The following is a 24,438-nucleotide window of genomic DNA, read 5'->3' on the forward strand; positions in this document are numbered from 1 at the left end:
AGCTGCGCGGCCCCTGCAGTATCGCGCAGGGCGCGGTGATTCCACTGAGGTCCACGGTTCACCCGGCCTTGCGTGTGGATTTCTTGCCATCGCCTTTACGCGTGGCGTTGGGGGGGGCCTGCGTCTTCTCGCGCATGGTCACCGAGGCCAGGCGATGCGGCAGGATACCGATGCGCCGCGCCTCGACCTTGAACGTCACCCGCGCGTTGTCCTCGCTGTCCTCCCACTCATCCTTGACCGTGCGGCCTTCGACCAAGACGCGCATGCCTTTTTGGTACAGCGTGCTCCAGTGCTCGGCATCGCGGTGCCAGAGCTCGACCGGCGCCCAGTAGCCGCCGCGATCCTCGTAGCCGCCTTCACGCGGTACCGGGTTGTCGAAATAGACGTTCAGCCGCAGCAGGCGCCGCGGTTCATCCGGGTTGGAGTTGAACTCCTGGAATTCCGGCACGCTGCCGATGTTGCCTTCACCTACAAATAACGTACTCATACGGGTCACTCCTCGGTGGGGAAACGGGTCAGGATGAGCTCGGCGGCCGCGAGCTTGCTGGCACCGGAGACGGCCTGGCGATACAGCGACTGCAGGCTGCTCATCTGCAGGTTCAGCACCACCCGGTTGGTCTCCAGCTGATACAACGCCTGCCGCAGCTCAGGGTGCAGATGCGGATGAACCACCGACTCCTGCCACACCTGCACGCCCATGCGCTGAAAGTCCGGACTGCGCCAGCGCAGGAAGTCAGTGCCCGTCGCGCTGTGCTGCACGACTAGTCGCAGCTCCAGCAACGAGAAAGGAGGCTGCGCCATGATCGCCAGCATCACCGCCATCAATTCGGCGACCTGAGTGCGCAGGCGCAGGATCGTTTCGGCGAACTGCTGCAGCTCCCCCTTACCCTTAAAAGGCTTTAAAAGGCCTTTTAGGGAGGCACTTTGTGCGAACGCGCGGTAGGCATCCGCTGACAACCGCCGGGCAATTGCATCGGCCAGGGTCATGCCTCACCCCCTTCGCCCGGGACTTCCGGAGTAGGTTGTGCCTCGGCCTCCGGCAGGGCAGGTTGATCTGGCTCATCGGGATTCGAGGTGGTCTGACTCCGCGTGATGGGTGGGGCGAATTGAGAGCGGTGGCTGCCTTCGAGGATCTTGCGTGGGGGTGTGCCGAACTTGTCGATCGCTTCACGGGCCCGGGCGTTGTTGGCGGCCATGTCATCCCGACTGACCCCCGCCAGGCGATAACGCTGGGCCAGACCGAACAGGCTGCGCAACTCGTGGGCGCCGCGATCGATCCAGTTTTCCATGTCGGGGCGGCCGATTAAGGCTGTGTGGTGAGCGAGCAGAACGCGGCGCACCAGGGCGTCGTAGTCGGTCAGCAGGTAGACCGCGAGAAAGCCAAGCTGGCTGCCGATGAACAGGGGGAGGGTGACGGGATGGATATTGAGGTTATCGCCGATATCGACTTGGGTCGGCAGGGCGCGCTCCACTCGACTGACCTGCTTGGTCAGCGCGCGCAGTTCGGCCTTGGCCTGCAGCAGCTTGTCCTCCAGTTGCAGCATGAACCAGTCGGCGAAGGGGTCATCCTGGCTGCTGGCGTGCTTGAGCAGGTTGGTGACACCGATGTAACCAGGCATGCCCATGATCGAATGTACCCCTTCGCGGGCCATGCGGCCTTGCCACAGGCGCGCCGCGTGATGGGTGTGCAGGGTGAGGGAGATGCTGCTGCGCAGGGAGCCCAGGTTGAGATGGTAGTGATCGGTCATCGCCAGTACCTCGCCGTCGGAATGACGCCGATGATGGGCCGATCCGGGCAATCCGACGCGGATCAACGCGAAGATGCTCCACTCGTAATTTCAGGCGGTGGACGTCCTTGGATTCAATGGCATGGGCATCAAATCCACCGAGATCCACCACTAGGTAGGCGCAAGCGAACCGCGGCAGCGTTGCTTCAGTTCCTCCAGACAGGAGAGGGCGAGTGGCGAGGCAGTGCGCTGACCACCGCGCTTGGGTCGCTCACTGGGTGGCTCCGCTGGCATGACCTTCGGTACGTGCGACGGTGCTGTCGTGTCGGTCGTAGTTTCGGCGCGGGCCGCCCACAGGGTGAACTCGCCTTGGCAGGCGCGTTTGATCAACCCCATCAGGTAAGCGACGGGTTTTCGGATCTCGCCGCGGGCGCACCGCACCGCCGCTTCATTGATCACCGCTTGTTGCTGTTCCGGCTCAAGCTGGCGCATTGCCTGGGAGGCCATGCGCCGCTCGGTCGGGTTCAGCGGTAAATCTTCAGGCCAGCGTGCACGACCAAACTCGACCTGTGCGAGTACCGTACTTTTTTTGCTTTGGTCTTTCTGTACTGTACGGCCGGCGTCGGCATTCCGAACCACAGCCGAATCCGGTGCCTTGCCGCAGGGTTCGGAATCGGTGGCCGAGGCGTGAGCATTCCGAACGGGGTGGCGCAGACCAGGTTCGGAATATTGCGCCTGTGCGTCTTCGTCCATCAGCGGCAGCGTGTGTTGCTGTGTCGGCGGCAGTGCGCCCAGTCGGTCCTTGTCGCCCTGGGCGACCTGCGGGTCGACTTGAATTTCGGCGAGCACATGCTGCGTCACCTCACGCACGCCCTTGGTGGCATGGCTGAGGTTCTGCTGCAGGAGCCCCGCGTAGCCACTGTCCAGCTCAAGCTGCTCGGCCGCCGTCAACGGATCGCCGTGCAGCACGTAGACGCAGCCGCGAAGGCAGCCTTGGGCATCGCGCGAACGGTCGACCAGGCTGAGCCAGCGGGTGGTACGCAAGACGTTCAGTGCGCGGGCGATGGTCTCGCGCGACGCTTGGGCACCACAGGGGCTGGTCGCCAGGTAGGGCTGGAGGTCCTGGTAGCGCGGTGTTTTGACCTGGCGCTCGGTGATCAGCCAGCGCAGCACTTGCCAGGTGTTTCGCTCCAACGGGGTCAGCCGACGATCGAGGAGCAGTGCTTGTGGCAGGGGACTGTTGTCGCCGTAGTAGATCGTGCGCAGCGCGGGCTCCGCAGCAGCCGCTTGTTGGGCCTGGGCGGCCTGACACTCATTGCGGCGTCGAAGGGCGTCGTAGCACTGGCGCACCACGTCCTGCCAGTCCACTTCGTAGAAGCTCAGCATGGCGTACCTCCGTACAGTTCGACCTGTTGCCAGACCAGGGTCAAGCTGATGTGCTGTTCCTCGGCCAGCATCATCATGGTGTCCAGTGGATCGTTGTCCGGATCTTCTGCCCGCAGTTGGCTCCAGCGGTTCCAGACCGCATGCTCCTGGGCTTCACTGAGCTGGACCGGGCGGCCGCGGTGGGTCTCGATCTTCAGCACGCGGCGACGCAACGCCGTTTCCGAATGGTCCAGGCCGAAGCAGCGGTACATGATGGTCGAGCTTGCGCCGAGCTTGAGCGCCCGGTTGATCAGGCGTTCGTTCTGCTCGTCGCGCTCGGCCTGGACGATCAGGCGGCGCAACACGGTGATATCCACCTTGACCTCAACCCAGGCGATCGATGAGTGCGCCAAGTGGGACAGGGTGGTCGGTGGCAGCGATTGCAGTACTTCGATGTCTTCGTCGGCCAGGCCCAGCGCTTTGCAGCGCTGCAGGCGGCCATGGCGTAGCTCATGCAGCACCTGATTCAACATCGCATGGTTCAACAGATTGAAGGTCGTACTCATGAGGCGGCTCCTCACTTAACGCGTGGACGACAGCGTCAGGTCGATCAACTGCCGGGCGTTGCGGATCAGGGCGTACAGTTGCTCCAGCTGGGCATCGGGTAGTCGCTCGAGGCCCACAGTCAGAGCAGGGCGTTCGGGAAAAGGCAGGTCGTAGGCGCCAATTAGCAGTTGGCCAAACAACGCGGCCGGCAGCTGCTGGCGTTGCTGCCAGGTCACGTCGTCCTGCAAGCGCAGCAGGGCCGAGAGCAATAGCTGAATGCTGGTGTGTCGCGGGCTCAACTGCTGGCCATGTTCAATGGCCAAGGTGAAACCCAAGCCTTCTACGTGCGGCGTGACCATGGCACTGGCTTCGGCATAGGTTGCCAGTTCAGTCGCCAGAGCGGCGCAACGCTCACGCAAGGCATTGATGTCATCCTGTAGCGGTGCGCGAGATGAGGCGGAGCGCGGGGAGGGCTCATTGACCTCAAGGGCGTTTGGCAGCGTCGCAGCAAGCGGTTCGTCATCACTCAGCGCCTCGCGGATGTTGGGGAGGCGGGGAGCCTCGGCTGCCGCGGTGTTGTCCGTGCTGCTCGTCGGCACCGGTGCGGGCGATCGAGGTGCCGATTGTGCTTCATCTTCGGCAGGTAGCTGGGGGGCGCACTCACCTTGTGGGGCTTGCGGCAGTGGCTGAGGTGTTTCCGCAGGCGGCGTTGAGCGACGCGGTTCCTGATGCATTTCCAAGGCGAGCAGGCGGGGTGTCTGCTTCAACGGCACCGCCATTCTGACAATCAGTTCATCCTGCAGCTCGCTCCAATTCAGCTCAGGCTTATCACTGTCGAACGCCGACAGCACTTCAAACCACAGCAGCGCGAATTGCTGAATGTCCCCCAAGTATTGGTTCCAGATCGACTCCGCCCGGCGCCGTAGGTTGATGAGCCGGGCGATGGTGGGTTTGCCCAGACCGGCATACAACGTCTGCGGGATCACCGGAAGCAGGTGTTCGAGTGTGTCGAACATGCGGCTGATGTGCGATTGTGAAATCGGGTAGCCATCCTTGCTCAGGCGTGTGGCCAGTTCACGCTGGCTGAGCAGGACATCGGGCTCCTGCAACATATCCTTGAGTTTCGCCACCGCGAGCGCTCGCTCAATGAACGTGAGCTGGCCATGCAGATCACTTTCGGCCAAGTGCCCGATCAAGGCATGCGACTCGGACTGCCAAGGGCGGAACAGGCAGTGGATGTGGAAGAATCGCTCCTCGCGGGTTTCTTGCCAGAGTTCGCCGAGGATGCTCAAGCGCGTGTTGCCGCCGTTGCGGATGATGAAGTGCGGCTCATCCGGACGGCGGGTAATCGCGGGGGGCTGGTCGAGGCCCCGTTCGCGGATCGAGGCTTTGATCTCGTCATACAGCGGGTTGCGGACCACCCGTGGGTTGAGCTCGTAAGGACGCAATTGTTCCAGGCTGACCACCAGCGGTGTGTCCCCGATTGGCACGGGCGTGTCGCGGCCATGTTTCTGCGGAAAATGCGCCTGCTGCAATTGACGGGTGATGTCTTCGGAAGACGGCGGCTTCATCACAGACCCTCCCATCAGCCGCGACGACTGAGCCGACGGTCGGCCACTGACGGTTGGCCGTGCATAGGCGCGCCCGCGTCGACAAGTCGCTCCTCCCAGTGCGGGAACAACTCAATGGCCAGCGCGCGCATGACCGCCGCCCCGCAAGGGCCGCGGCTGCCGGAGGGTGGCGTGGGCTCGACGCGGTGCACCGGCAGCCCCAGCGAGGCGGCATTGGGGTAGGCCACGCGGTCCGGAATGACCGTGGTGCAGACGCTGACATGCGGGTCGCACTGGAAGGACGCCTGCAGGCTGTGCATGATCAAGCGCGTGTCACGGCGATTGGCTTTGACCTGGTTGAGCAGCAGCCTCACTGACGGCATGGCAACGCCCAGGTAGCGGTAGGGCTCCAACTCTTCAAACAGTCCCAGCGTGCCACGCCGCAGCTCACGTGCCGCGAGCATTTCTGGAGGGACCGGGCACAGGGCACAGTCGGACGCGAGGATAACCATCTCCACGACGACACTGCGCGCGCCTTGGGTATCGATGATCAGCACATCGTAAAGGTCCTCGAACGCCGGTAGAAGATTGTGAAGGCGCAGACGGCCATCGGCCGCGTGCAACAGCAGGGTGCTGATGTGCCCGGCTCGGTCGTTGGACACGATCAGGTCCAGATGCGAGATGACGGTGGCGGAAATCACCTGCTCGGGTGCCGTGAGTCGTTGCGCGATGAGTTCGTAGGTGCCAGCCTCGCGGGATTCGCGCAAGGCGTAGTAGCTGGACAGTGTCGGCTGGCTGTCCAGATCCAGCAGCAGGACGCGGAGGCCTGCATCGGCGAGTACACCGCCGAGGTTGGCGGCGACGGTGGTTTTGCCCGCGCCGCCCTTGGTCGAGATCAGCGAGAGGACGTCCATGACACTACTTCCTGACCGACAGTCGATCCTGGACCCACTGCTCGATCTCCAGCGAGTCCCAGCCGACGGCACGGGTACCGATGCGCCGGCTTTGTGGGAACAGGCCGGCTTTCATCAGGTTGTAGATATGCGAACGCTTGAAGCCAGTTTTCTGTTCCACCTCATCGCGGCGCATGATGTGGCGGTCGGCAGGCAGCGGGGCAGGGCTGATCGGTTGCATGATGTCACTCCTTAGCACCATGTGGTGCGCATTGGGATGTGACAGTCAGTGAAGGTCTGCTCGGGCGGAAAGTCATTGCCAGGCAATGTGCGCTATTGCCTGGCAATTTGGTTCTAGGCCCGTATGGCCTGAGCCAAATGACGGCGCGCTTCTGCAAATTTCCGATCAAGGGTCCGTTTGCTTAGGCCTTGAACATTAGAAAAACGGTTGGTTACCGTTTCAACTAGAATCGTTTGAGTGCTATAAATAGATTGAACCTTTCCATCATCTGACTTGCCGATGCTAACATCTAGCAGAGCGCCAATAATGACATAAAGTATCGAGTTGGACTGCTCTAGGTATGATCCAGGTGTTCCCGTTTGAGGTTGGGGGGGCTCGGGGTTTTCTCTTTGTTGCGCAGAATTAGCATGCAGATTTTCTAGATTTTTCCGGGTTTTTTGTAATTCGCGGTCTGAAGCTTCTAATTCTGCTTTTAAAGCTAAATGTGCACCGATGCTGATGCAGTGGGAGTGGTCGGTCTCGTTGCCAAATAAGAAAATCGGTTTGTCGTCTGGGTAATAACACTCTACCCATATTCTCAGGTCCGAGTGGCGAATGGAAAGATAGGCTTTTTCGAATTCCGTATCTGAAGTTATTGGGCGGTTCAAATATGTGGCAGGTAGCTGGTGGCAAGCGATGGCGTCATATATTCGTTCAGAGTAGGTTTGAAGAGATGGCCAGTGAGGAAATAATTTAAGAAGGTCATCAGGGCGCGTAAGGGTCTGTTTTACGATTTCTTTTTCGTGGTCAGCGAGTCCAGACCAAAGTATTGCCACCTCAATTGGTCGATAGAAATTTTTGTGCGAGACCATGATGCAGCCTCCATATTGATCATCCAAGGGTGGGTTTCCAGTGAATTACTATCTGTCAGTCTTGATGGAGGGGAATGTGATGATAGATTGAAAGTTTTTAGGTTAGATTGTTCTTCGGATTGCGGAAATAGAAAGCCATGATCGCTGCGATAGTGGCGATCAATGCGTTTCTTGCTCGACGTCTTTGTGGGACATGGGGTGAGTAGCCAGTGGAGTTTTTCCATCGCCCCTGTTTTTTCACTTGGTGTGGAATCTCAAAATGCTCCTAGTGCTTTCGTTGCCATCTTATCAATGGGGTAGAGCACATGCCCAGAACAGGACACCCTCCAAAGCATTTGATCATCATGCAAGAAAACGTCGGAAGTGACTTCCCCACTTGGTCATCCGAAAGGTGCCTAGTAATGAACAAATGCGTATACGGATCGTTCTTGCATGGGCCGATGGATAGTGTGGAGCAAGCATTTTAGAGCTCCTGTGCACGACCGTTCAGATGGTTTCGAAAAGGTGCCTCCGATTTAAGGTGTACTCGTCTGACGACCTGATAGATGCCCCGCCCTCGGGCCGCCCACCCATGGTTTCGGATGAACCAGTGCAAAACGGGGTCAATCAAGCGCTTCAACGCCTGCCTGAGAATTTCACGCAGTGGAGCTTGCGCAGTTTGAGCTTTCCAGCAGATGTATCACCCGCTACCGTGCAAAGGATCTGGAGTGCTTTCGGTCTTAACATCTGCAATCGACTTTCAAACTGTTGAACGATAATTTTCGTCGACCAGATTCTCTTCTTATGATGCCAGCGCTAAATAAATTCCTTATGTGGCGCCGGCGGATATCCATACGTTCCCATTATTAATAAATGTTGGCCCGCGGTTGATCTTCGCGAAAGGGAATCTTTCGAGTTAATCGTAGGTAGACCAATAATTAGTAACTTATCGTTCTGTCCAGCTTCCGGTTGTGGCAAGGAAAAATATGCCTGTCCATGCTGAGGCTAACAGGTGGCTTTATCTGCATAGATTGCAACGTCTGAAGAGTTTTGGATCCTTGTAGGAATTATATCAATCGGGTCTTCTGGGTACTCTCAAGGTATGTGCTGGCAACGTTTCTTGCTGCAGAGCTTCTGCGTCAGCTGAGAGGTTTAGAAGTATCTCATTGGTTGTCGTTAACGCAAGGATGGAAAACTAATGCGGCCTCTGATCAATAGGCGCTAAATAATTGGCGGCGATAAATGGGTCAAGTGGCCAGCTAAGTCAAGTCAGCTGACTTCAGGGCAGGTAATAAACTGTATGGGCTTGGCAGGCATGTTTGGTGGTTTCTTGGCAGCAGTGAGTGAGGGTTCTGATCATTTTGGCTGAAATCGTCAATGTTTTGTCCCTTGTTAGCTTAGGCGTTCAGTTACAGTGTTTTCGTAAGTTTATGCTTTGCTTGTCGCGTTGGTTTCTTGTTTGTGGGAAATAACTAGAGTGAAGTGTTGTCCTTGTTTTCTTGACTTTGACGAGTTCGGAGCTGACTAAAAATTGGTGTCCTAGCGGAAATTGATGGCGCTCATAGTACTGAAGTTATGAATTTTCTTGGCGTCCTGGTATGTAAATGCCAGAGCTCCGCGAGGGGGCTAGTTGAAGAGGGCAGGAGTTCCAAGTGGATGGCTTATTGTTTGTTGCTGGGATAAGAGTCCATGAGTAATCATTTTCAATCGATACAATTACAGGGTTTATGAACCATGGGCCATTCACTAAAACTCTTGCGCTATCCACTCGCGGCCCTGGCTGTGTTGGTGATGAGCGCTTGCGGTAAAGCCCCAGAAACCGCCGCCAGCATGCCGGCTGCCAAAGTCAGTGTGGCCAAGGTGCTGGAGCAACCGGTCAATGAATGGGACGAATTCACCGGGCGCCTGGAAGCTCCGGAAACCGTTGAAATCCGCCCACGGGTTTCCGGCCAGATCGATCAAGTGGCCTTCACCGAAGGCGCCCTGGTGAAAAAGGGCGATTTGTTGTTCCAGATCGACCCGCGTCCATTCCAGGCTGAAGTGCGCCGCCTTGAAGCCCTGGTCACCCAAGGCCGAGCCAACGCCACTCGCAGTGAAAACGAAGCCCAGCGCGGTGAGCGCCTGCGCACCAGCAACGCGATCTCCGCCGAACTGGCTGATTCGCGCACCAGTGCGTCCCAGGAAGCCCGCGCCGCCGTTGGCGCAGTCCAGGCGCAACTGGACCTGGCCAAACTCAACCTAAGCTTCACCCGCGTCACCTCGCCTATCAGTGGCCGCGTCAGCCGTGCGGAAATCACCGCCGGCAACCTGGTCACGGCCGATACCACGGCCCTGACCAGCGTGGTCTCCACCGACAAGGTCTACGCCTACTTCGATGCCGACGAACGTGTGTTCCTCAAGTACACCCAACTCGCGCGCCAAGGCCAACGCGGTGCCACCACCCCAGTGTACCTGGGTCTATCCAATGAAGACGGCAACCCGCACCTGGGCCAGATGAACTTTGTCGACAATCAGGTCAACCCGAAAACCGGCACCATCCGTGGCCGTGCGGTGTTCGACAACAGCGACGGCGCCTACACCCCAGGCCTCTATGCCCGCCTGAAGCTGGTGGGCAGCGGCACCTACTCCGCCGTGCTGATCAACGACGAAGCTGTGGGCACCGACCTAGGCAAGAAGTTCGTACTGGTAATGGATGCCGACAACAACTCCGTGTACCGCTCCGTCGAGTTGGGGCCGAAGATCGAAGGTTTGCGCATCGTGCGCAGCGGCCTCAACAAGGATGACACCATCATCGTCAAGGGCTTGCAGCGGGTGCGTCCAGGTTCGCCGGTCACCCCTGAAGTCGTCCCCATGGCCAGCAAGGAAACCCTCGCCGCTCTGGCACGACAACGACAAGCACTGGAAGCCAGCAACCTGCCTCAGGTCAAACCCGGCAAAAGCGCGCCTGGTACAGCAGCGATACTGACCAGCACTGCGACTCCAAGCGGCTAAGAGACTACAACTCCGATGAATTTTTCCCAATTCTTCATTTCACGGCCGATTTTCGCCGCGGTGCTTTCGCTGCTGATTTTGATCGCCGGCGCAATTTCGCTGTTCCAACTGCCGATCAGCGAATACCCGGAAGTGGTTCCGCCAACTGTGGTGGTACGCGCTAACTTCCCAGGGGCCAACCCCAAAGTCATCGGTGAAACCGTGGCGGCGCCGCTGGAGCAGGCCATCACCGGCGTTGAGAACATGCTGTATATGTCATCGCAGTCGACCGCCGACGGCAAGCTGACCCTGACCATCACCTTTGCCTTGGGCACCGACCTGGACAACGCTCAGGTGCAGGTACAAAACCGTGTAACACGGACCCAGCCGAAACTGCCTGAGGAAGTGAGTCGCATCGGTATCACTGTGGACAAGGCCTCCCCGAACCTGACCATGGTGGTGCACTTGACCTCGCCGGACAAACGCTACGACATGCTCTACCTGTCCAACTACGCGATTCTCAACATCAAGGATGAGCTGGCCCGCCTTAGCGGTGTGGGTGATGTGCAGTTGTTTGGCATGGGCGACTACTCCCTGCGCGTCTGGCTGGATCCGAACAAGATCGCGTCGCGCGACCTGACCGCTACCGATGTGGTGACCGCAATTCGCGAGCAGAACCGTCAAGTGGCCGCTGGTGCCTTGGGCACGCAACCAGCCCCGAATGCGACCGCCTTCCAGTTGTCGGTGAACACCCAGGGCCGACTGGTCACTGAAGAAGAGTTTGAGAAGGTCATCATTCGTTCCGGCGATAACGGCGAAATCACACGACTGAAGGATATCGCGCGGGTGGAACTGGGATCCAACCAATACGCCCTGCGGTCTTTGCTCAATAACAATCCGGCGGTAGGATTGCCAATCTTCCAGCGTCCTGGCTCCAATGCGATCCAGATATCACACGACGTTCGTGAAAAAATGGCTGAGCTGAAGAAAAGCTTCCCGCAAGGTATGGATTTCGCCATCGCCTATGACCCGACCGTCTTCGTGCGTGGCTCTATCGAGGCGGTGGTACACACTCTGTTCGAAGCCTTGATTCTAGTCGTCCTTGTGGTGATCCTTTTCCTGCAAACCTGGCGAGCCTCAATCATTCCGCTGGTGGCCGTGCCAGTTTCGTTGATTGGTACGTTTGCGGTCATGCACATGTTCGGTTTCTCGCTTAACGCGCTGTCATTGTTCGGTTTGGTACTCGCTATCGGTATCGTGGTGGACGACGCCATCGTGGTAGTGGAGAACGTTGAACGCAACATTGAGCTGGGTCTAGAGCCCCTCCCAGCCACTCAAAAAGCCATGAGCGAAGTCACTGGCCCGATCATTGCCACGGCACTGGTGTTGTGTGCGGTGTTCATCCCAGCGGCCTTTATAAGCGGCTTGACCGGGCAGTTTTACAAACAGTTCGCCCTGACCATTGCGATTTCCACGGTGATTTCGGCGTTCAACTCCCTGACCTTGTCCCCTGCTCTGGCCGCCGTGTTGCTGCGTAGCCATAACGCGCCGAAGGATCGCGTCTCAAAAGCGCTCGACAAACTGTTCGGTGGCTGGTTATTCCGTCCGTTCAATCGCTTCTTTGAGAAAGCCAGCCACGGTTATGTTGGCACCGTAAGCCGAGTGATTCGCGGCAGTGGCATTGCACTGTTCCTGTATGCAGGACTGATGGTCCTGACCTGGTTCGGCTTCGCCCATACCCCAACCGGCTTCGTACCCGCCCAGGACAAACAATACCTGGTCGCCTTCGCGCAACTGCCGGACGCCGCGAGCCTGGACCGGACCGAAGACGTGATCAAACGCATGTCCGACATCGCCCTGAAACAGCCGGGAGTGGAAAGCACCGCGGCGCTCCCGGGCCTGTCGATCAACGGTTTCAGCAACAGCACGAACAACGGCGTGATATTTGTCACCTTGAAGCCGTTCGACGAGCGTAAAGACCCAAGCATGTCCGCGGGTGCGATTGCCGGTGCGCTGAACGGCAAATTCGGCGAAATCCAGGAAGCCTACATGGCGATCTTCCCGCCGCCGCCGGTACAGGGCCTGGGCACCATTGGCGGGTTCCGCCTGCAGATCGAAGACCGGGGCAACCTGGGCTACGACGAGCTGTACAAAGAAACCATGAACATCATCAACAAAAGCCACGGCGTGCCCGAACTGGCTGGGCTGTTCACCAGCTACACGGTGAACGTGCCCCAGGTCGATGCGGCTATCGACCGCGAAAAAGCCAAGACCCACGGAGTGGCCGTCAGCGACATCTTCGACACTCTGCAGATCTACCTGGGTTCGCTGTATGCCAACGACTTCAACCGCTTCGGTCGCACCTATCAGGTCAACGTCCAGGCTGAGCAACAGTTCCGCCTTGAACCGGAGCAGATCGGCCAGCTCAAAGTGCGCAACAACAAAGGCGAAATGATCCCGCTGGCGACCTTTATCAAGGTCAACGACACCTCAGGCCCGGACCGCGTGATGCACTACAATGGCTTTATCACCGCAGAGATCAACGGTGCAGCGGCCCCAGGCTACAGCTCCGGCCAGGCCGAAAAAGCCATCGAGAAGCTGCTCAAGGAGGAACTGCCCAACGGCATGACCTACGAGTGGACCGACCTGACCTACCAGCAGATTCTCTCGGGCAATACCGCGCTGTTCGTGTTCCCGCTCTGCGTATTGCTGGCGTTCCTGGTGCTCGCCGCCCAGTACGAAAGCTGGAGCTTGCCACTGGCGGTGATCCTGATCGTGCCGATGACTTTGCTCTCGGCCATTGCCGGGGTGATCATGTCGGGGGGTGACAACAACATCTTCACCCAGATCGGCTTAATCGTACTGGTGGGCCTGGCGTGTAAGAACGCGATTCTGATCGTCGAGTTTGCCAAGGACAAACAAGAGGAAGGCTTAGACCCTCAGGCTGCGGTGCTGGAAGCCTGCCGCTTGCGTCTGCGGCCGATCCTGATGACCTCGTTCGCCTTCATCATGGGAGTGGTGCCCTTGGTGCTCTCCAGCGGTGCTGGTGCAGAAATGCGCCACGCCATGGGTGTTGCGGTGTTCTCCGGGATGCTGGGGGTGACCTTTTTCGGTCTGCTGCTGACCCCGGTGTTCTACGTCCTGATCCGCAACTATGTGGAACGCGGTGAGGCTCGCAAAGCCGCCCGCGCCCCGAAACTGGAGGCGCAGCAATGAGCTTGAGAGTCTTCCTGCCGAGCCTGTTGCCGTGGCGCTGAGCGCCTGCGCCGTGGGCCCGGACTACAAGACCCAGAACCGGGAAGCGGCCCATATCACGGCCGCCACCGATGGCGCCGCCGGGCAAAAGAATTTTGACCGGGCACACTTTGAAGGCATCTGGTGGCAGCAATTCGAGGAACCGATCCTCAACCAACTGGTGACCCAGTCGTTGCAGGGCAACCGCGAACTGCGCGTCGCCTTTGCCCGGCTGCGGGCGGCCCGGGCGATTCGCGATGACGCCAGCAATGACGCCATGCCAACCATCACCAGCAGTGACCAGGCCAAGGGCCAGATCCCTGGGCATACCACCCGGCGCGTGAAAAGTGACTGTGGACTTCCTGGTGCTGCTCGACGCCCAGCGCGAACGCCTGGCGGCTGAAGACTCCCAGGCGCAGGCCGAAGTCGACCTGTACCGCGGCATCGTTGCCATGTGATATTCCATAGTTGGTAGCTTCAGGTGCGGATGCTTCGAGAGAGTGAGAGATCCCTTCATGTATCGTCCGCTATCGCGCGAGACAGGTGAAATCATGGAGGTGTTGATGAGGTTGCGGCTGGGGGGCAGCCCTATCTATTCCCAAGCCGCTTTCGGCTCCATGATTTGGGATGATTGTCAAGGATGCCAGTCGCCTGTACACGCGTGCACAGATGACTGGCCGACTTGCATTAACTGGCGTCGCTGTTGGCGCTGCCTTCCGAAGGTATTTCACTCTTCAGGGCGCGACGTACCGTATTGTCTTCGGTCATTTCGAACCACATACCATTCAGTACGGCGAACGCTGCCGCCAGAGGCAGACCGAGTAACCAAGCGAAGTACCACATGTGAAAACCTCTGTATTTAACAAGTGATCAGTAAGCGTGGCCCTTGCCACCTTCAATAGCCTTGGCGTCGACCTTGCCCCATAACACGCGGTACACCCAAGTGGTATAGGCCACGATGAGCGGCAGGAAAATCGCCGTGCTGACCAGCATGATAAACAGGGTCATGTGGCTGGATGAGGAGTCCCATACGGTCAGGCTGAAGCGAGGATCGACCGAAGACGGCAGGATGAAGGGAAACATCGACATGCCCACCGAGGTGATGATGCCGGCGATACCCAGGCTGCTGGCGAGCATCGCCAGATTGTCGCGGCGGGCACGCAGCAACAGACAGGCCAGCAGCGTGCCGGCGAAACCAAGAGCCGGTGCCAGTAATGTCCAGGGCTTGCTGTCGTAGTTGGTGAACCAAGCGTGCTGGCTGACAGCGGCGGTCTTGAACAGGGGGTTGGAAGGGCCGGTCGTGTTGATCACTGAGGTGATGCTGTAGCCTTCGATCCAATGCCAAAGCGCTACTCCGGCCAATGCATATAGAACGATGGTGGTCAGCATGGCGATACTGCCGATGGTGCGCGCTCGGTCAGCCAACACGCCGTCGGTCTTGATGCGCAGCCAGGCCGCACCATGGGCGACTAGCATGCTCACCGAAACCAGGCCGCAGAGCACTGCGAAGGGATTGAGCAGCTCGAAGAAGCTGCCGTCGTAGTAGATGTACATTTCGGGTGTCAGGCGAAACGGTACGCCTTGTATAACGTTACCCACCGCTACACCGCAGATCAGGGCGGGCACGAAGCCTCCAACGAACAGCGCCCAGTCCCAACTGTTGCGCCAAGCCTTCGACTCGAGCTTGCTGCGGTACTTGAACGCCACCGGTCGAATGATCAGTGCCACCAGAATGATGAACATGGCCAGGTAGAAGCCGGAAAACGATACGGCGTAGAGCTGCGGCCAGGCGGCGAAAATGGCACCTCCACCGAGAACCAGCCATACCTGATTGCCTTCCCATGTAGGGCCGACGGCGTTGATCACCACGCGTCGCTCCAGATCGGTTTTTGCTATGAATGGCAGCAGGGTACCGGTGCCCAAATCGAACCCGCCCATCACTGCAAAGCCGATCAACAGGACGCCCAACAATACCCACCAGATGAGTCGCAGGGTGTCGTAGTTCAATAGTTCATGCAGGATCATGGAAGTACTCCGCAGACGAGTGGAGAGGTTGGTGAGTTGCGACTGAAGCCAGCGTTGGCTGCATGACCTCAGGCTGCTCTGCCTCGTCTTCTGGGCCGTGCTTGATGGCCTTGAGCATTAGCTTCATCTCGATGACCAGCAGCACGGTGTAGATCGCCACGAAGCCGGCGATGGTCAGCAGCAGCGTTTTTACACCGAGACTGGACACCGCCAGTGCGGTTGGCAGTACGCCTTCGATGACCCACGGTTGGCGACCGTATTCGGCAACCAGCCAGCCACACTCGATGGCGACCCATGGCAGCGGGATGGCGTATACCGCAACCTTCAGCAGCCAGCGGTGCTTATCCACGCGATGGCGTGTGGACAGCCAGAAGAATACGGCGGTGAGCACGATGAAAAACATGCCCAGGGCGACCATTATGCGGAACGTCCAGAACAACGGGGCCACCTGTGGCACGGTGTCCCACGCGGCTTTTCTGATATGCTCGTCGGTCGCCAGACGCGGGTCATCGACATAGCGCTTGAGTAGTAGGGCGTAGCCCAGATCGACTCCAGTACTCTCGAACATCGCTTTGAGCACTGGCGAGATGCTGATTGTGGAACCCTCGGCACGGATCTGCTCCAGTGCATCGTAAGCCAGGATGCCGCGCCGAATGCGTTCCTCGGCGCTGATTACCAGGTCGATGATACCAGGCATCTCCGTTGTCAGTGAGCGGGTGCCGATCAAGCCCATGACGATGGGGATGTGCAGCGCATAGTGGGTCTCGCGCGCCTCTTGGTCGGGGAAGCCGAAGGCGGTAAAGGAGGCCGGTGCCGGCTGGGTTTCCCACATGGCCTCGATGGCTGCCAGCTTCATCTGCTGGTGTTCTCCAGACAGGTAACCGCTCTCGTCACCGAGCACCACTACCGACAGCGAGCCGGCCAGTCCGAAGGAAGCGGCAACCGCCATAGAGCGTTTGGCCAGGTCGACATGCCGCCCCTTGAGCAGGTACCACGCGGAGATGCCCATTACGAAGATCGCACCACAGACATACCCGGCCGACACAGTGTGTACGAATTTGGCCTGAGCTACAGGATTCATGAGTACGGCGAAGAAGTCGTTGACCTCCATGCGCATGGTCTGTGGGTTGAACTCGGAACCCACCGGGTTTTGCATCCAGCCGTTGGCGATCAGGATCCACAGCGCCGAGAAGTTGGTACCCAGCGCCATTAGCCAGGTAACGGCCAAGTGCTTTACCTGTGTGAGCTTGTCCCAGCCGAAGAAGAACAGGCCGACGAAGGTTGCTTCCAGAAAGAATGCCATCAACCCTTCTATGGCCAGCGGCGCACCAAAGATATCGCCGACGTAGTGGCTGTAGTAGCTCCAGTTCATGCCGAACTGGAACTCCATGACGATGCCGGTGGCCACACCCATGACGAAGTTGATACCGAACAGGGTGCCCCAGAACTTGGTCATCTGCCGCCAGATGACCCGCCCGCTCATTACATAGATGGTCTCCATGATGGCCAGCAGAATGGACAGCCCCAACGTCAAGGGTACGAATAGAAAATGATAGAGCGCAGTGAGCGCGAATTGCAGTCGCGACAGGCTGACTATGTCTAAGTCCATGGCTGTTTCCTTTGGTGTAGTGAATTCGTCGAGGGCATGTCAGTCGTCGCGCAAGCTGCGCAACAGCTCGTCATAATCCCGGCTACCACGTTGGTGATCGGCAGTAATGCGACCGTGCTCAATCTGTATGAGACGCTCGGCCAGCCGGGCTTCGCGGCGCAGGTGAGTGGCCAGCAACCAGGTGTGTTCGCGGCCGTATTCGTCCAGGCGATTCAGCACGTCGTTGGCGGTCAGCGCATCAAGGCCGTCGGTCGGCTCGTCCAGTAGCCATACCGAGGCTTTGCGCAATAACAAGCGTGCCAGGGCCAGGCGCCGGGCCTGGCCACCAGACAGGCCGATGCCGCCCTCACCCAGTAGTGTGTCCAGACCGTGCGGCCAATCGGCGATGCTATTGGCCAGGCCCGCAATTTCGAGGGCTTGCCAGAGTTGTTCGTCGCTTGCGGTGGCGTTGGCCAGGCGTAGGTTGTCACGCAAGCTGTCCTGAAACAGCTCGGTGCGCTGAGTCAGCCAGCCGTGCGTGGCAATCTGAAAACTGCCGCAGCGTGACGACAGCTCGCCAGTCAGCAGTGCTAACAATGATGACTTACCGGCGCCGCTTGCCCCGATCAGGGCGATGCGTTCACCGTGCTGCGACTGCATGTCGATTCCGTGCAAGCAGTCGTTGCTGCTGCCTTCATAGCGGGCGCTAATGTTGTCCAGGATGAACGCATTCGAGCCCTTTTCCGTGACTGACGGCAGTTTTCTCCAATCATCACGGTTACTCAGTTGCGGGCCAAGGCGGCTTGCCGCCAGCGTGGTGCGGCCCAGCTCCAATGCACCGCGTCGCAAGGCGGCCAGTGGCTCGCTCATGCCGAGGGTGACGAGAATAGCGAGCACAGCTACCGGCAAAGCGATCACCTGATTGACTACCAGCCAGCCGCAAACCAGTAGAGTGGTCGCCTGTAGCAAATGACTAAGCAGTCCAAACCCCAGCACTGCGCGGGTATCGATACGGTGCAGTTGATCATCGTAAGTAGCCAGTCGTGCATCGATGCGCTCTATATGTTGGCACTGGGCACCCAAGCGGTTGGCCAGCAGCAATTCGCTCTGCCCGGCTACCAAGTCAGCAGTGCCACTGCGCAATGACTCGACGGCGTGCGCGCGCAGGCGTGCCGGGCGCAGCGCTGCTGTACAGGTGCGCTGCAGAATCAGTAGGCTGGTCAGGGCCATGGCCAGTAAAACGGCGATGCCTAGCTCCACCTTTATCATCGCGAGGGTGATGACGGCAGCGAGCGTTGCTACCGATGCCGCGCCGAGGGGAATCAGTAGGCGTAGGTAAAGCGAATCGAGAGCGTCGATATCGCCGGTCAGGCGATACAACAAGCTGGAGGGGCGCAGGGCGAGCTTGCGCGCTGCTTGCGGTGCCGCCCAGCCACGGAAAAGGCGTACACGCAGATCGGCCAGTACCGCTAGGGTGGCGTCATGACTGACCAGGCGTTCGCCGAAGCGGGCGAAAGTGCGTAGCAAGGTAAACAGACGAATACCGGACGACGGCATGAACACATCGAAGGCAAAGGCAGTGACAGCACTTAGGCCAGCGATCGCTGTGGCGCTGATGAACCAGCCAGACAGCCCGAGCAGAGCCATGCCGGCCAGTACTGTCAGGCAGGCCAGCACTGCACCGCTCAGTAGCAAGCTACGGTGTTTCGTGTAGAACAATCTCACTAGCGGTTGCAGACTGCGCAGTGAGGAGGACAGACGAGGACTTAACATGGCTGCAGCTGCTCTTCAGTTCGCCGAGGGTTCTGGTGCGGCAGACAGAGCTCATCGAGGCTCATCTGCCTGTCGAGTGCTGCCGCCAGCGCCGGATCGTGGGTGGCAACGAGCAGCGTGCGACCGCGCCCCAGTTCGAGCAGTGCCTGAGTGATTTCGCGAGCCGTCTGACGGTCGAGATGGGCGGTGGGTTCATCCGCCAGAATCAGCTGGATCGAGGGGTCGGCAGCGATGCGTGCCAGAGCCAAGCGCAACGCTTCGCCTCCGGACAGGCCTACGCCGCCCTCACCAAGCATCTGCCGGGGGTGTGCCTGGTCTACCGCGTGCAGGCGAGCTAGCGTTAGAGCCTGTTGCACTGCAGCGTTGTCCACAGTAGGCCGGCCCAGCGAGATATTGGCTTGCACGGTGCCGGCGAATACATGTTGCCGCTGGCCGATCCAGCCGATTTCTCCGGGCTTGAGTGTGGTGCTCAGGTTGCCAGCGCTGACCGGCAGCAAACCGGCGATGGTTGCCAGTAGGGTGGATTTGCCGCAACCGCTGGTGCCAGTAACAGCCAGGTGCTCACCTGATTGCAGGATGAGCGACAGGCCCCTGAAGACCGGCTGCTGGTTGCCTGCGTGTTGTACGGCCAGCTCACTGAGGCTCAGCAGGGCGCTGCCTGGCGGCGCTGTTCTGCGCTCAGGCAATGAGACGCCGCGCTCAGTGAGGCGGACCATCGCGTCGATGGCCGAGGTGCCCGCAGCGCGGTCATGCCAGACCGCAGATAGCTCGCGCAGCGGCTCGAAGAAGGTCGGTGCCAGGAGCAGAATGAAAAGCCCTTCGCCAAGGCTCAAGCGAGCGCCCCATGCCCCGAAGTTCAAATAGCCAAGCAGGTGGAAACCCACATAAACCGCAACCAGTGCCACCCCGAGCGCTGAAAACAGCTCCAGTACGGCTGATGATAGAAAGGCGATACGCAGCACGCGCATGGTGCGTTTGCGCAACGATTGGGTCGAGTTTTGCAGGCGCTCGGCGGTATGTTCGACGGCGTCCAGGGCGCGCAGAGTTGTGAGGCCGCGCAGGCGGTCAAGGAGAAACCCGTTCATGGCCCCTGCCTCCACCCACTGCTTCTCGGCTGCAGCCTTGGCTTGCCAGCCGACCAGTGCCATGAACATCGGAATCAGCGGGGCTGCGAACAACAGCACCAGTGCGGCCATCCATGAGAACCAGGTGGTAACAGCGGCAATCAGCAGTGGCAGGATCATCACGCGTTGCTGCACGGGCAGGTAGCGCAGCAGATACGGCAGCAGTGCTTCTGCCTGCTCGGCCAGCACGCTGGCTGCCTCGCCAGAGCTGGCGCGCTGGGTATCCTGTGGTGAGCGGGTTGCCAGACTGATGAGTGCATCGTGGCGCAGTGAGGAAATGTGGGCCCGCGCGCTGCGGTAGAGAACTCGCCCGCCCCAGGCTTCGACCAGGCTACGTATCACGCCGACCAACAGCACAGTTAACGCAGCCGGCCAGACTGCGGCCATACCACGATTTTCCAGCAGGCTTTGAACCGCCCAGGCGATAGCTGCTGCCTGAGCAAGCCAGAACAATGCCGCGAAGGTTTGCAGAATGGCTCCGAAGCGCGGTGCTTGGTGACCTAACATGGCTTTCTCGCTCTTGCTGCTACACATAGATTCGGCGAGTAAACACGAAGGTCCCGATAGATGACCGGATAAAACGAGCACTGACAATTCATTTCATATCTCATAGCAAGGCACGGCTGGCGTTTATCTAGAACGTTCGATGTATCTTCGGTTATCGAAAAACCAATAATCGGAAGCACTTTTTCTGGCTGCTTTCTATGGGGTGTTTTATTAACAGCTATTCTATTTTTTTTCGTTATTGCAGCTCAAGTGCGACGCAATGACGCACGTAGTGACTCTATAGACGCTACGTTGCCGTTCCAGTGCGCGTAGCCACTCGCGTTCCCTATTGTTCAGCTTGACAATAGAATGGTGTGGCTGATCGTCGCGGTTACGTATAATGGTTGTTTTTGCTAGTTTATAAGCTAAAAGATGATTTTTATTGATGTGGGTCAATGGCATTTTTTGTGAAAATTGCGTTGCAGTTCACGGCGCACGTGAAAGTTGATGATTGCCGAGGTGGAGTGAGTTCACTATGCAAGAAAAATACGCGGGTCTGGCACGGCGCAAGGTTGGTCAGTGCTTTTATCTGGCGCCGACATATGACCTGAACTACAGCCGTGCTCAATGGGAGCACTATCGGAAGTTGTTATTGCGCTGCTGTCCGACGCTTCTTGAACTTGACGTGGTTGCTGGCAAGGAATTGATCCCGCAGTTGGTTGCCTGGGTTCAACAGTCGGTCCACGCCACGACTGGACATTTCCGATCAGTCTGTGCCGATAGTTGCTGCAGTCCCTTTACGCCGAGACAGTGACCGAGAACCAGTTGCGAGCAATGCTCGCCTGGGCCGCCACGCACTGGGCCGCCACCGATGCAAGCCGGGTACAAGGGATCGTATTGGTCTGTTCCAGTTGCCCCTTCATGCTTTTACAGTGGAAGGGTGGCGCACCGGAGAACTCAGCAACGATCCCTCTTCAAGTACCTGAAAATCGGGATTTCGCCTGGTCACCAATCATGCAGTCCGGCCTTGTTGGTCTGCGCCGTTGGCTGGATATACCTGTGTGAGGGCTGCGGCAATTTGTCCGGTCGGCAGACTGCTGCACGGTGAGGAAAACGCAACGCTTTGTAAGAACGATACGCAAGATCGAGAGCGTAAAAGCGCAAATTCGCACCAAGATCAATGAATCGATCCGGGGGATCAAGCGCCAGTTTGGCTATGAAGAAATCCGCTTTCGGGACGTGGTCAGCGACGCGTTTTGCAGTGATCGATGGCCTGATAAATCGAAGCGGATTGATCTGGTTTTCACGTGCGTCGGTTAGAAGTGCTGACCGTTCTATAGACCAATATACCCAGCTATTTCAGATTATCCCTAACGCCTTCCATAGGTATGTGCATCAGGCGTTGCTCAAGTAACTCAAGCGATTGCCGTTGGATTACTTCCTGTTGTCGTATGTCCGCTACGATCTCAAGCTCACGTTTGTTGTGCGCCCATAACGGTGTAAGTACGCGCCAGGTGCTGGATTTAACGGTTCCCAGATGACGTTGATCTGGCGTGTAAAAGCCCAGTGAGAGTCGGGATGCCGGTTCCGACGAACGATTGTTGATAAGCCGAATTTTCATGTCCAATTTTACAACGAGAGGCAACCCGCTGCGTGAGGCATCTTCAAAGGTTTGAAAATTATATACTTCACCAAAGCGCTTTTTGAGGATTAACGTAACGCCGGCCAAGCTCAAGTCGGGGTCTGACGTTTCGACGTATGCTTGGCGTATGGCGTGTGTGTACAGGTGTGCCGCCCAGCCTTTTTTGAAATGATCATGGTAGGTGGTCAATTCTCTGATCGTTTCGGTTGCAGAGTCAGACATGACGAGGGCAATAGGACCGGACGGCAATTCACTAGGGGCCGAAGCTGTGTTGTAAGTGTCTTCATAAGATTGTGTTCTTGCGCAGCCTGCAACTATTAAAAGTAGCGCGGCAGTTAACATTGGCTTGAGTAGGAAAGATATGTTTTTTGAGTTAAAGTTTAAGCGGGTGTGTGTGCGGAGCATTATTGGCCTCATCTTGGGTGGGCGGTTGATATCTGCATTGAATGAAATGTTTGCCTGTATACGGAGCGGTAATTTTTATTGGTTGAAGGTATAGGTGTGAGTAGGGCGGTCAGCCACATGGCGTGGTGGTCTATGCTGAGTGGGGCCATTACGCTACGGTGGTTGACGTATCTCCGAAAGGCAGCCTGGAACACCTAGGAACTAATAGCTTCAGAAGGATTTGCAGCGCACGGGAGGAAAAATGACGCTGCATGGAGGTCGCGTCACGCCAAGTGAATGCAATGATCCAATTCCAAGGCTGTTGAGTTTTTTTGAGTGTACACCCAGCACAGTTGGGCGATACCTGTTGTATGTTCTTTAAGAGAAGCAGGATTTCGAGGGGCAAGCTCTCATCCATTTGTGCATCGAACTCAATGATATTGTGTGCAGACGTTGGCAGGGTGAAGCCACCTGAAGTTGCGTTGAACGCTAGGGTGTTTTTTATACTGTTCGACATGAAGCCAACCTCGAGTCTTGGCTGTAGGGAAGTCGTTAGATTTTCGCGCGTTGCGAAACGGTCTAGCAGCCCGAGTCAGCATCTGGGTAAGGCCTGTTCAGCACCTTCGTCAGGGGGCGGCATGCCTGGTGATTGGTCGGTCAACGTGACTTGTTGAGAAAGGGTAAATTAATCCTTGCTGCTGTGAATGACAAAACATTGACGATTTCAGTCAAAGTGATCAAGATTGCTAGCGTGCCAATGGGCGTTTTTTGGAGTGTCTATGAATGCAGATTAAGTCGATACAATTTGTTGTTTATTCTGGAATTAGTCTTCTTGACCTAGCAGGGCCGTTGGAGGTTTTCGTTGCAGCCAATTATTTGGCACGTTCTACACATCCGCCCTACTCGGCGTCGATAATTGCTCTACAGGATACTCCGGAGGTGTTTTCTGGATTTTCAATGAATGCTGAAATTTTAGATGCTCAAACACCACCTGCGCATACTCTGATTGTGCCGGGCGGCCCAGGGATACTGGAATTTTGCAAAGATTCAAGATTTTTCTCCCACTTTGTTGAGCATGCTAACACTGCCCAGCGTTTAGTCTCGGTGTGTACGGGCATTTTTGCGCTTGCGGCGGCCGGTAAGCTGGAGGGCCGTAACGTCACGACACATTGGTCAGCCTATGATGAATTGGAAAGTGCTTTTCCCTCCGTGCTGGTTAAACGAGGACCTATATTTATCAATGATGGTGATATATGGACGTCGGCAGGTGTGACCTCAGGGATTGACATGGCGCTTGCCATCGTCGAAAAAGATTTGGGGCACGCGGCGGCACTCGAAGTGGCGCGTCACTTGGTGGTCTTCTTGAAGCGCCCAGGGGGGCAGGAGCAGTTTAGTTCCTCCTTGGCACTGCAATCCAAGAGCAGTCATTTCTCAGATCTTCATGCATGGTTAAATAATAATATAAGTGGCGATCTTTCGGTGTCTGTACTGGCAAACTTCATGAACATGGGTGAGAGAACCTTTGCCCGACGTTATACTGAAAGCACAGGGTGCACACCCAGCAAGATGGTCGAGTTGCTGCGGTTGGACGCGGTTCGCGATTTGCTCGTTACTTCAAATAGCCCGTTAAAATCGATAGCCAAAAGCTGCGGGTTTGGCAACGAGTCAACGCTCATTCGACGGTTTGTCAAGCATGTCGGCGTCACCCCGGCGGAGTATCGTGCTCGCTTTAATTCGTATCAATAAAATTGAATTTAAGATAGTGTTGATCTGACATACTGCATTCAATGGCGTTACGCTGATTACAGCGACTCAAGAAACTTCAGTAGGGCTTCACGGTGCTTCTGGCCCATGGTGATAACGGCATCGCGCGCCTGGCTGGCTTCGCCGCCATGCCACAGAATGACCTCGAGCACGCTGCGTGCACGTCCATCATGCAGCAGTTGTGTGTGACCGCTCACGGTTGCGGTCAGGCGCAAGCCCCACAGCGGTGTGGTACGCCATTGGCGACCATCGGCCCGGAATTCACTGTAAGCGCTCCATAAACCCCACCTAACCAA

The 24,438-nt window shown here is 57.7% G+C and carries 18 protein-coding genes and 3 pseudogenes; 5 read left to right on the forward strand and 16 right to left on the reverse strand.

The genetic code is table 11. The features are described from left to right. Positions 1-58: 58 nt before the first annotated feature. From OGV19_RS05515 to OGV19_RS05555, 9 genes are all read right to left on the reverse strand, one after another. Positions 59-487, reverse strand: coding sequence for a single-stranded DNA-binding protein (locus tag OGV19_RS05515; RefSeq protein WP_264312490.1), 429 nt, complete (start codon positions 485-487; stop codon positions 59-61). Between the two features lie 5 nt (positions 488-492). Next, on the reverse strand, positions 493-987 hold the full coding sequence (locus tag OGV19_RS05520) for a DUF3158 family protein (protein WP_103436897.1): 495 nt from the start codon (positions 985-987) through the stop codon (positions 493-495). Further along, positions 984-1,748: a PFL_4669 family integrating conjugative element protein gene (locus OGV19_RS05525; RefSeq protein ID WP_264312491.1), complete on the reverse strand. Its 765-nt coding sequence runs from the start codon at positions 1,746-1,748 to the stop codon at positions 984-986. The genes OGV19_RS05520 and OGV19_RS05525 overlap by 4 nt, the downstream gene beginning before the upstream one ends. A gap of 150 nt (positions 1,749-1,898) precedes the next feature. Further along, positions 1,899-3,113, reverse strand: a complete 1,215-nt coding sequence (locus tag OGV19_RS05530) for an STY4528 family pathogenicity island replication protein (protein WP_264312492.1) — start codon at positions 3,111-3,113, stop codon at positions 1,899-1,901. Beyond that, the gene (locus tag OGV19_RS05535; RefSeq protein ID WP_264312493.1) at positions 3,107-3,658 is read right to left on the reverse strand and encodes a DUF2857 domain-containing protein; all 552 of its coding nucleotides are present in this window, start codon (positions 3,656-3,658) and stop codon (positions 3,107-3,109) included. Before OGV19_RS05535 ends, OGV19_RS05530 begins: the two co-directional genes overlap by 7 nt. Before the next feature lie 15 nt (positions 3,659-3,673). Then, positions 3,674-5,209 carry a ParB family protein gene (locus tag OGV19_RS05540; RefSeq protein WP_264312494.1) on the reverse strand — a complete coding sequence of 512 codons (1,536 nt, stop codon included), beginning with the start codon at positions 5,207-5,209 and terminating at the stop codon, positions 3,674-3,676. Between the two features lie 14 nt (positions 5,210-5,223). After that, on the reverse strand, positions 5,224-6,102 hold the full coding sequence (locus OGV19_RS05545; protein WP_264312495.1) for a ParA family protein: 879 nt from the start codon (positions 6,100-6,102) through the stop codon (positions 5,224-5,226). 4 nt (positions 6,103-6,106) lie between these two features. After that, entirely contained in the window at positions 6,107-6,322 is a 216-nt protein-coding gene (locus OGV19_RS05550; protein ID WP_264312496.1) for an AlpA family transcriptional regulator, read from the reverse strand. Positions 6,323-6,435: 113 nt separating this feature from the next. Continuing rightward, a complete protein-coding gene (locus OGV19_RS05555) occupies positions 6,436-7,173 on the reverse strand; it encodes a hypothetical protein (RefSeq protein ID WP_264312497.1) in 738 nt (245 codons plus the stop codon). A 1,713-nt stretch (positions 7,174-8,886) separates the two neighbouring features. Between OGV19_RS05555 and mexE the strand changes: the two genes are divergently transcribed. The 4 genes and pseudogenes from mexE to OGV19_RS27715 all read left to right on the forward strand — a co-directional run. Beyond that, positions 8,887-10,143: a multidrug efflux RND transporter periplasmic adaptor subunit MexE gene (gene mexE / locus OGV19_RS05560; protein ID WP_125859206.1), complete on the forward strand. Its 1,257-nt coding sequence runs from the start codon at positions 8,887-8,889 to the stop codon at positions 10,141-10,143. Positions 10,144-10,158: 15 nt separating this feature from the next. Continuing rightward, positions 10,159-13,338: an efflux RND transporter permease subunit gene (locus OGV19_RS05565; RefSeq protein ID WP_264312498.1), complete on the forward strand. Its 3,180-nt coding sequence runs from the start codon at positions 10,159-10,161 to the stop codon at positions 13,336-13,338. Next, positions 13,335-13,708: pseudogene (locus OGV19_RS05570) on the forward strand (TolC family protein); the annotation flags it as partial. The gene OGV19_RS05565 and the pseudogene OGV19_RS05570, both read left to right, overlap by 4 nt. Next, a pseudogene (locus tag OGV19_RS27715) lies at positions 13,707-13,814 on the forward strand (hypothetical protein); the annotation flags it as partial. The pseudogenes OGV19_RS05570 and OGV19_RS27715, both read left to right, overlap by 2 nt. 229 nt (positions 13,815-14,043) lie before the next feature. Here the strand turns inward: OGV19_RS27715 and cydX are convergent. The 6 genes from cydX to OGV19_RS05600 all read right to left on the reverse strand — a co-directional run bounded on the left by cydX (position 14,044) and on the right by OGV19_RS05600 (position 22,399). Then, positions 14,044-14,199 carry a cytochrome bd-I oxidase subunit CydX gene (cydX, locus tag OGV19_RS27720; RefSeq protein WP_125859204.1) on the reverse strand — a complete coding sequence of 52 codons (156 nt, stop codon included), beginning with the start codon at positions 14,197-14,199 and terminating at the stop codon, positions 14,044-14,046. A gap of 27 nt (positions 14,200-14,226) precedes the next feature. Then, positions 14,227-15,381 (reverse strand): cytochrome d ubiquinol oxidase subunit II, encoded by a 1,155-nt coding sequence (cydB, locus tag OGV19_RS05580; protein ID WP_125859203.1) that lies wholly within the window; start codon positions 15,379-15,381, stop codon positions 14,227-14,229. Beyond that, positions 15,368-16,990, reverse strand: a complete 1,623-nt coding sequence (locus tag OGV19_RS05585; protein ID WP_264312499.1) for a cytochrome ubiquinol oxidase subunit I — start codon at positions 16,988-16,990, stop codon at positions 15,368-15,370. Before OGV19_RS05585 ends, cydB begins: the two co-directional genes overlap by 14 nt. 39 nt (positions 16,991-17,029) lie before the next feature. Beyond that, positions 17,030-18,664: an amino acid ABC transporter ATP-binding/permease protein gene (locus OGV19_RS05590; RefSeq protein ID WP_264312500.1), complete on the reverse strand. Its 1,635-nt coding sequence runs from the start codon at positions 18,662-18,664 to the stop codon at positions 17,030-17,032. 71 nt (positions 18,665-18,735) lie between these two features. Next, positions 18,736-20,400 carry a thiol reductant ABC exporter subunit CydD gene (gene cydD, locus OGV19_RS05595; protein WP_125859200.1) on the reverse strand — a complete coding sequence of 555 codons (1,665 nt, stop codon included), beginning with the start codon at positions 20,398-20,400 and terminating at the stop codon, positions 18,736-18,738. A 1,306-nt stretch (positions 20,401-21,706) separates the two neighbouring features. Beyond that, positions 21,707-22,399 carry a hypothetical protein gene (locus tag OGV19_RS05600; protein WP_264312501.1) on the reverse strand — a complete coding sequence of 231 codons (693 nt, stop codon included), beginning with the start codon at positions 22,397-22,399 and terminating at the stop codon, positions 21,707-21,709. A gap of 762 nt (positions 22,400-23,161) precedes the next feature. On the opposite strand from OGV19_RS05600, the gene OGV19_RS05605 reads away from it, so the two are divergent. Then, a complete protein-coding gene (locus OGV19_RS05605) occupies positions 23,162-24,124 on the forward strand; it encodes a GlxA family transcriptional regulator (RefSeq protein WP_264312502.1) in 963 nt (320 codons plus the stop codon). 56 nt (positions 24,125-24,180) lie between these two features. Here the strand turns inward: OGV19_RS05605 and OGV19_RS05610 are convergent. After that, positions 24,181-24,426, reverse strand: a pseudogene (locus tag OGV19_RS05610) (di-heme oxidoredictase family protein); the annotation flags it as partial. Positions 24,427-24,438: the final 12 nt, after the last annotated feature.

This window comes from Pseudomonas putida (assembly GCF_025905425.1).
GTDB classification, from domain to species: Bacteria; Pseudomonadota; Gammaproteobacteria; order Pseudomonadales; family Pseudomonadaceae; genus Aquipseudomonas; species Aquipseudomonas putida_AF.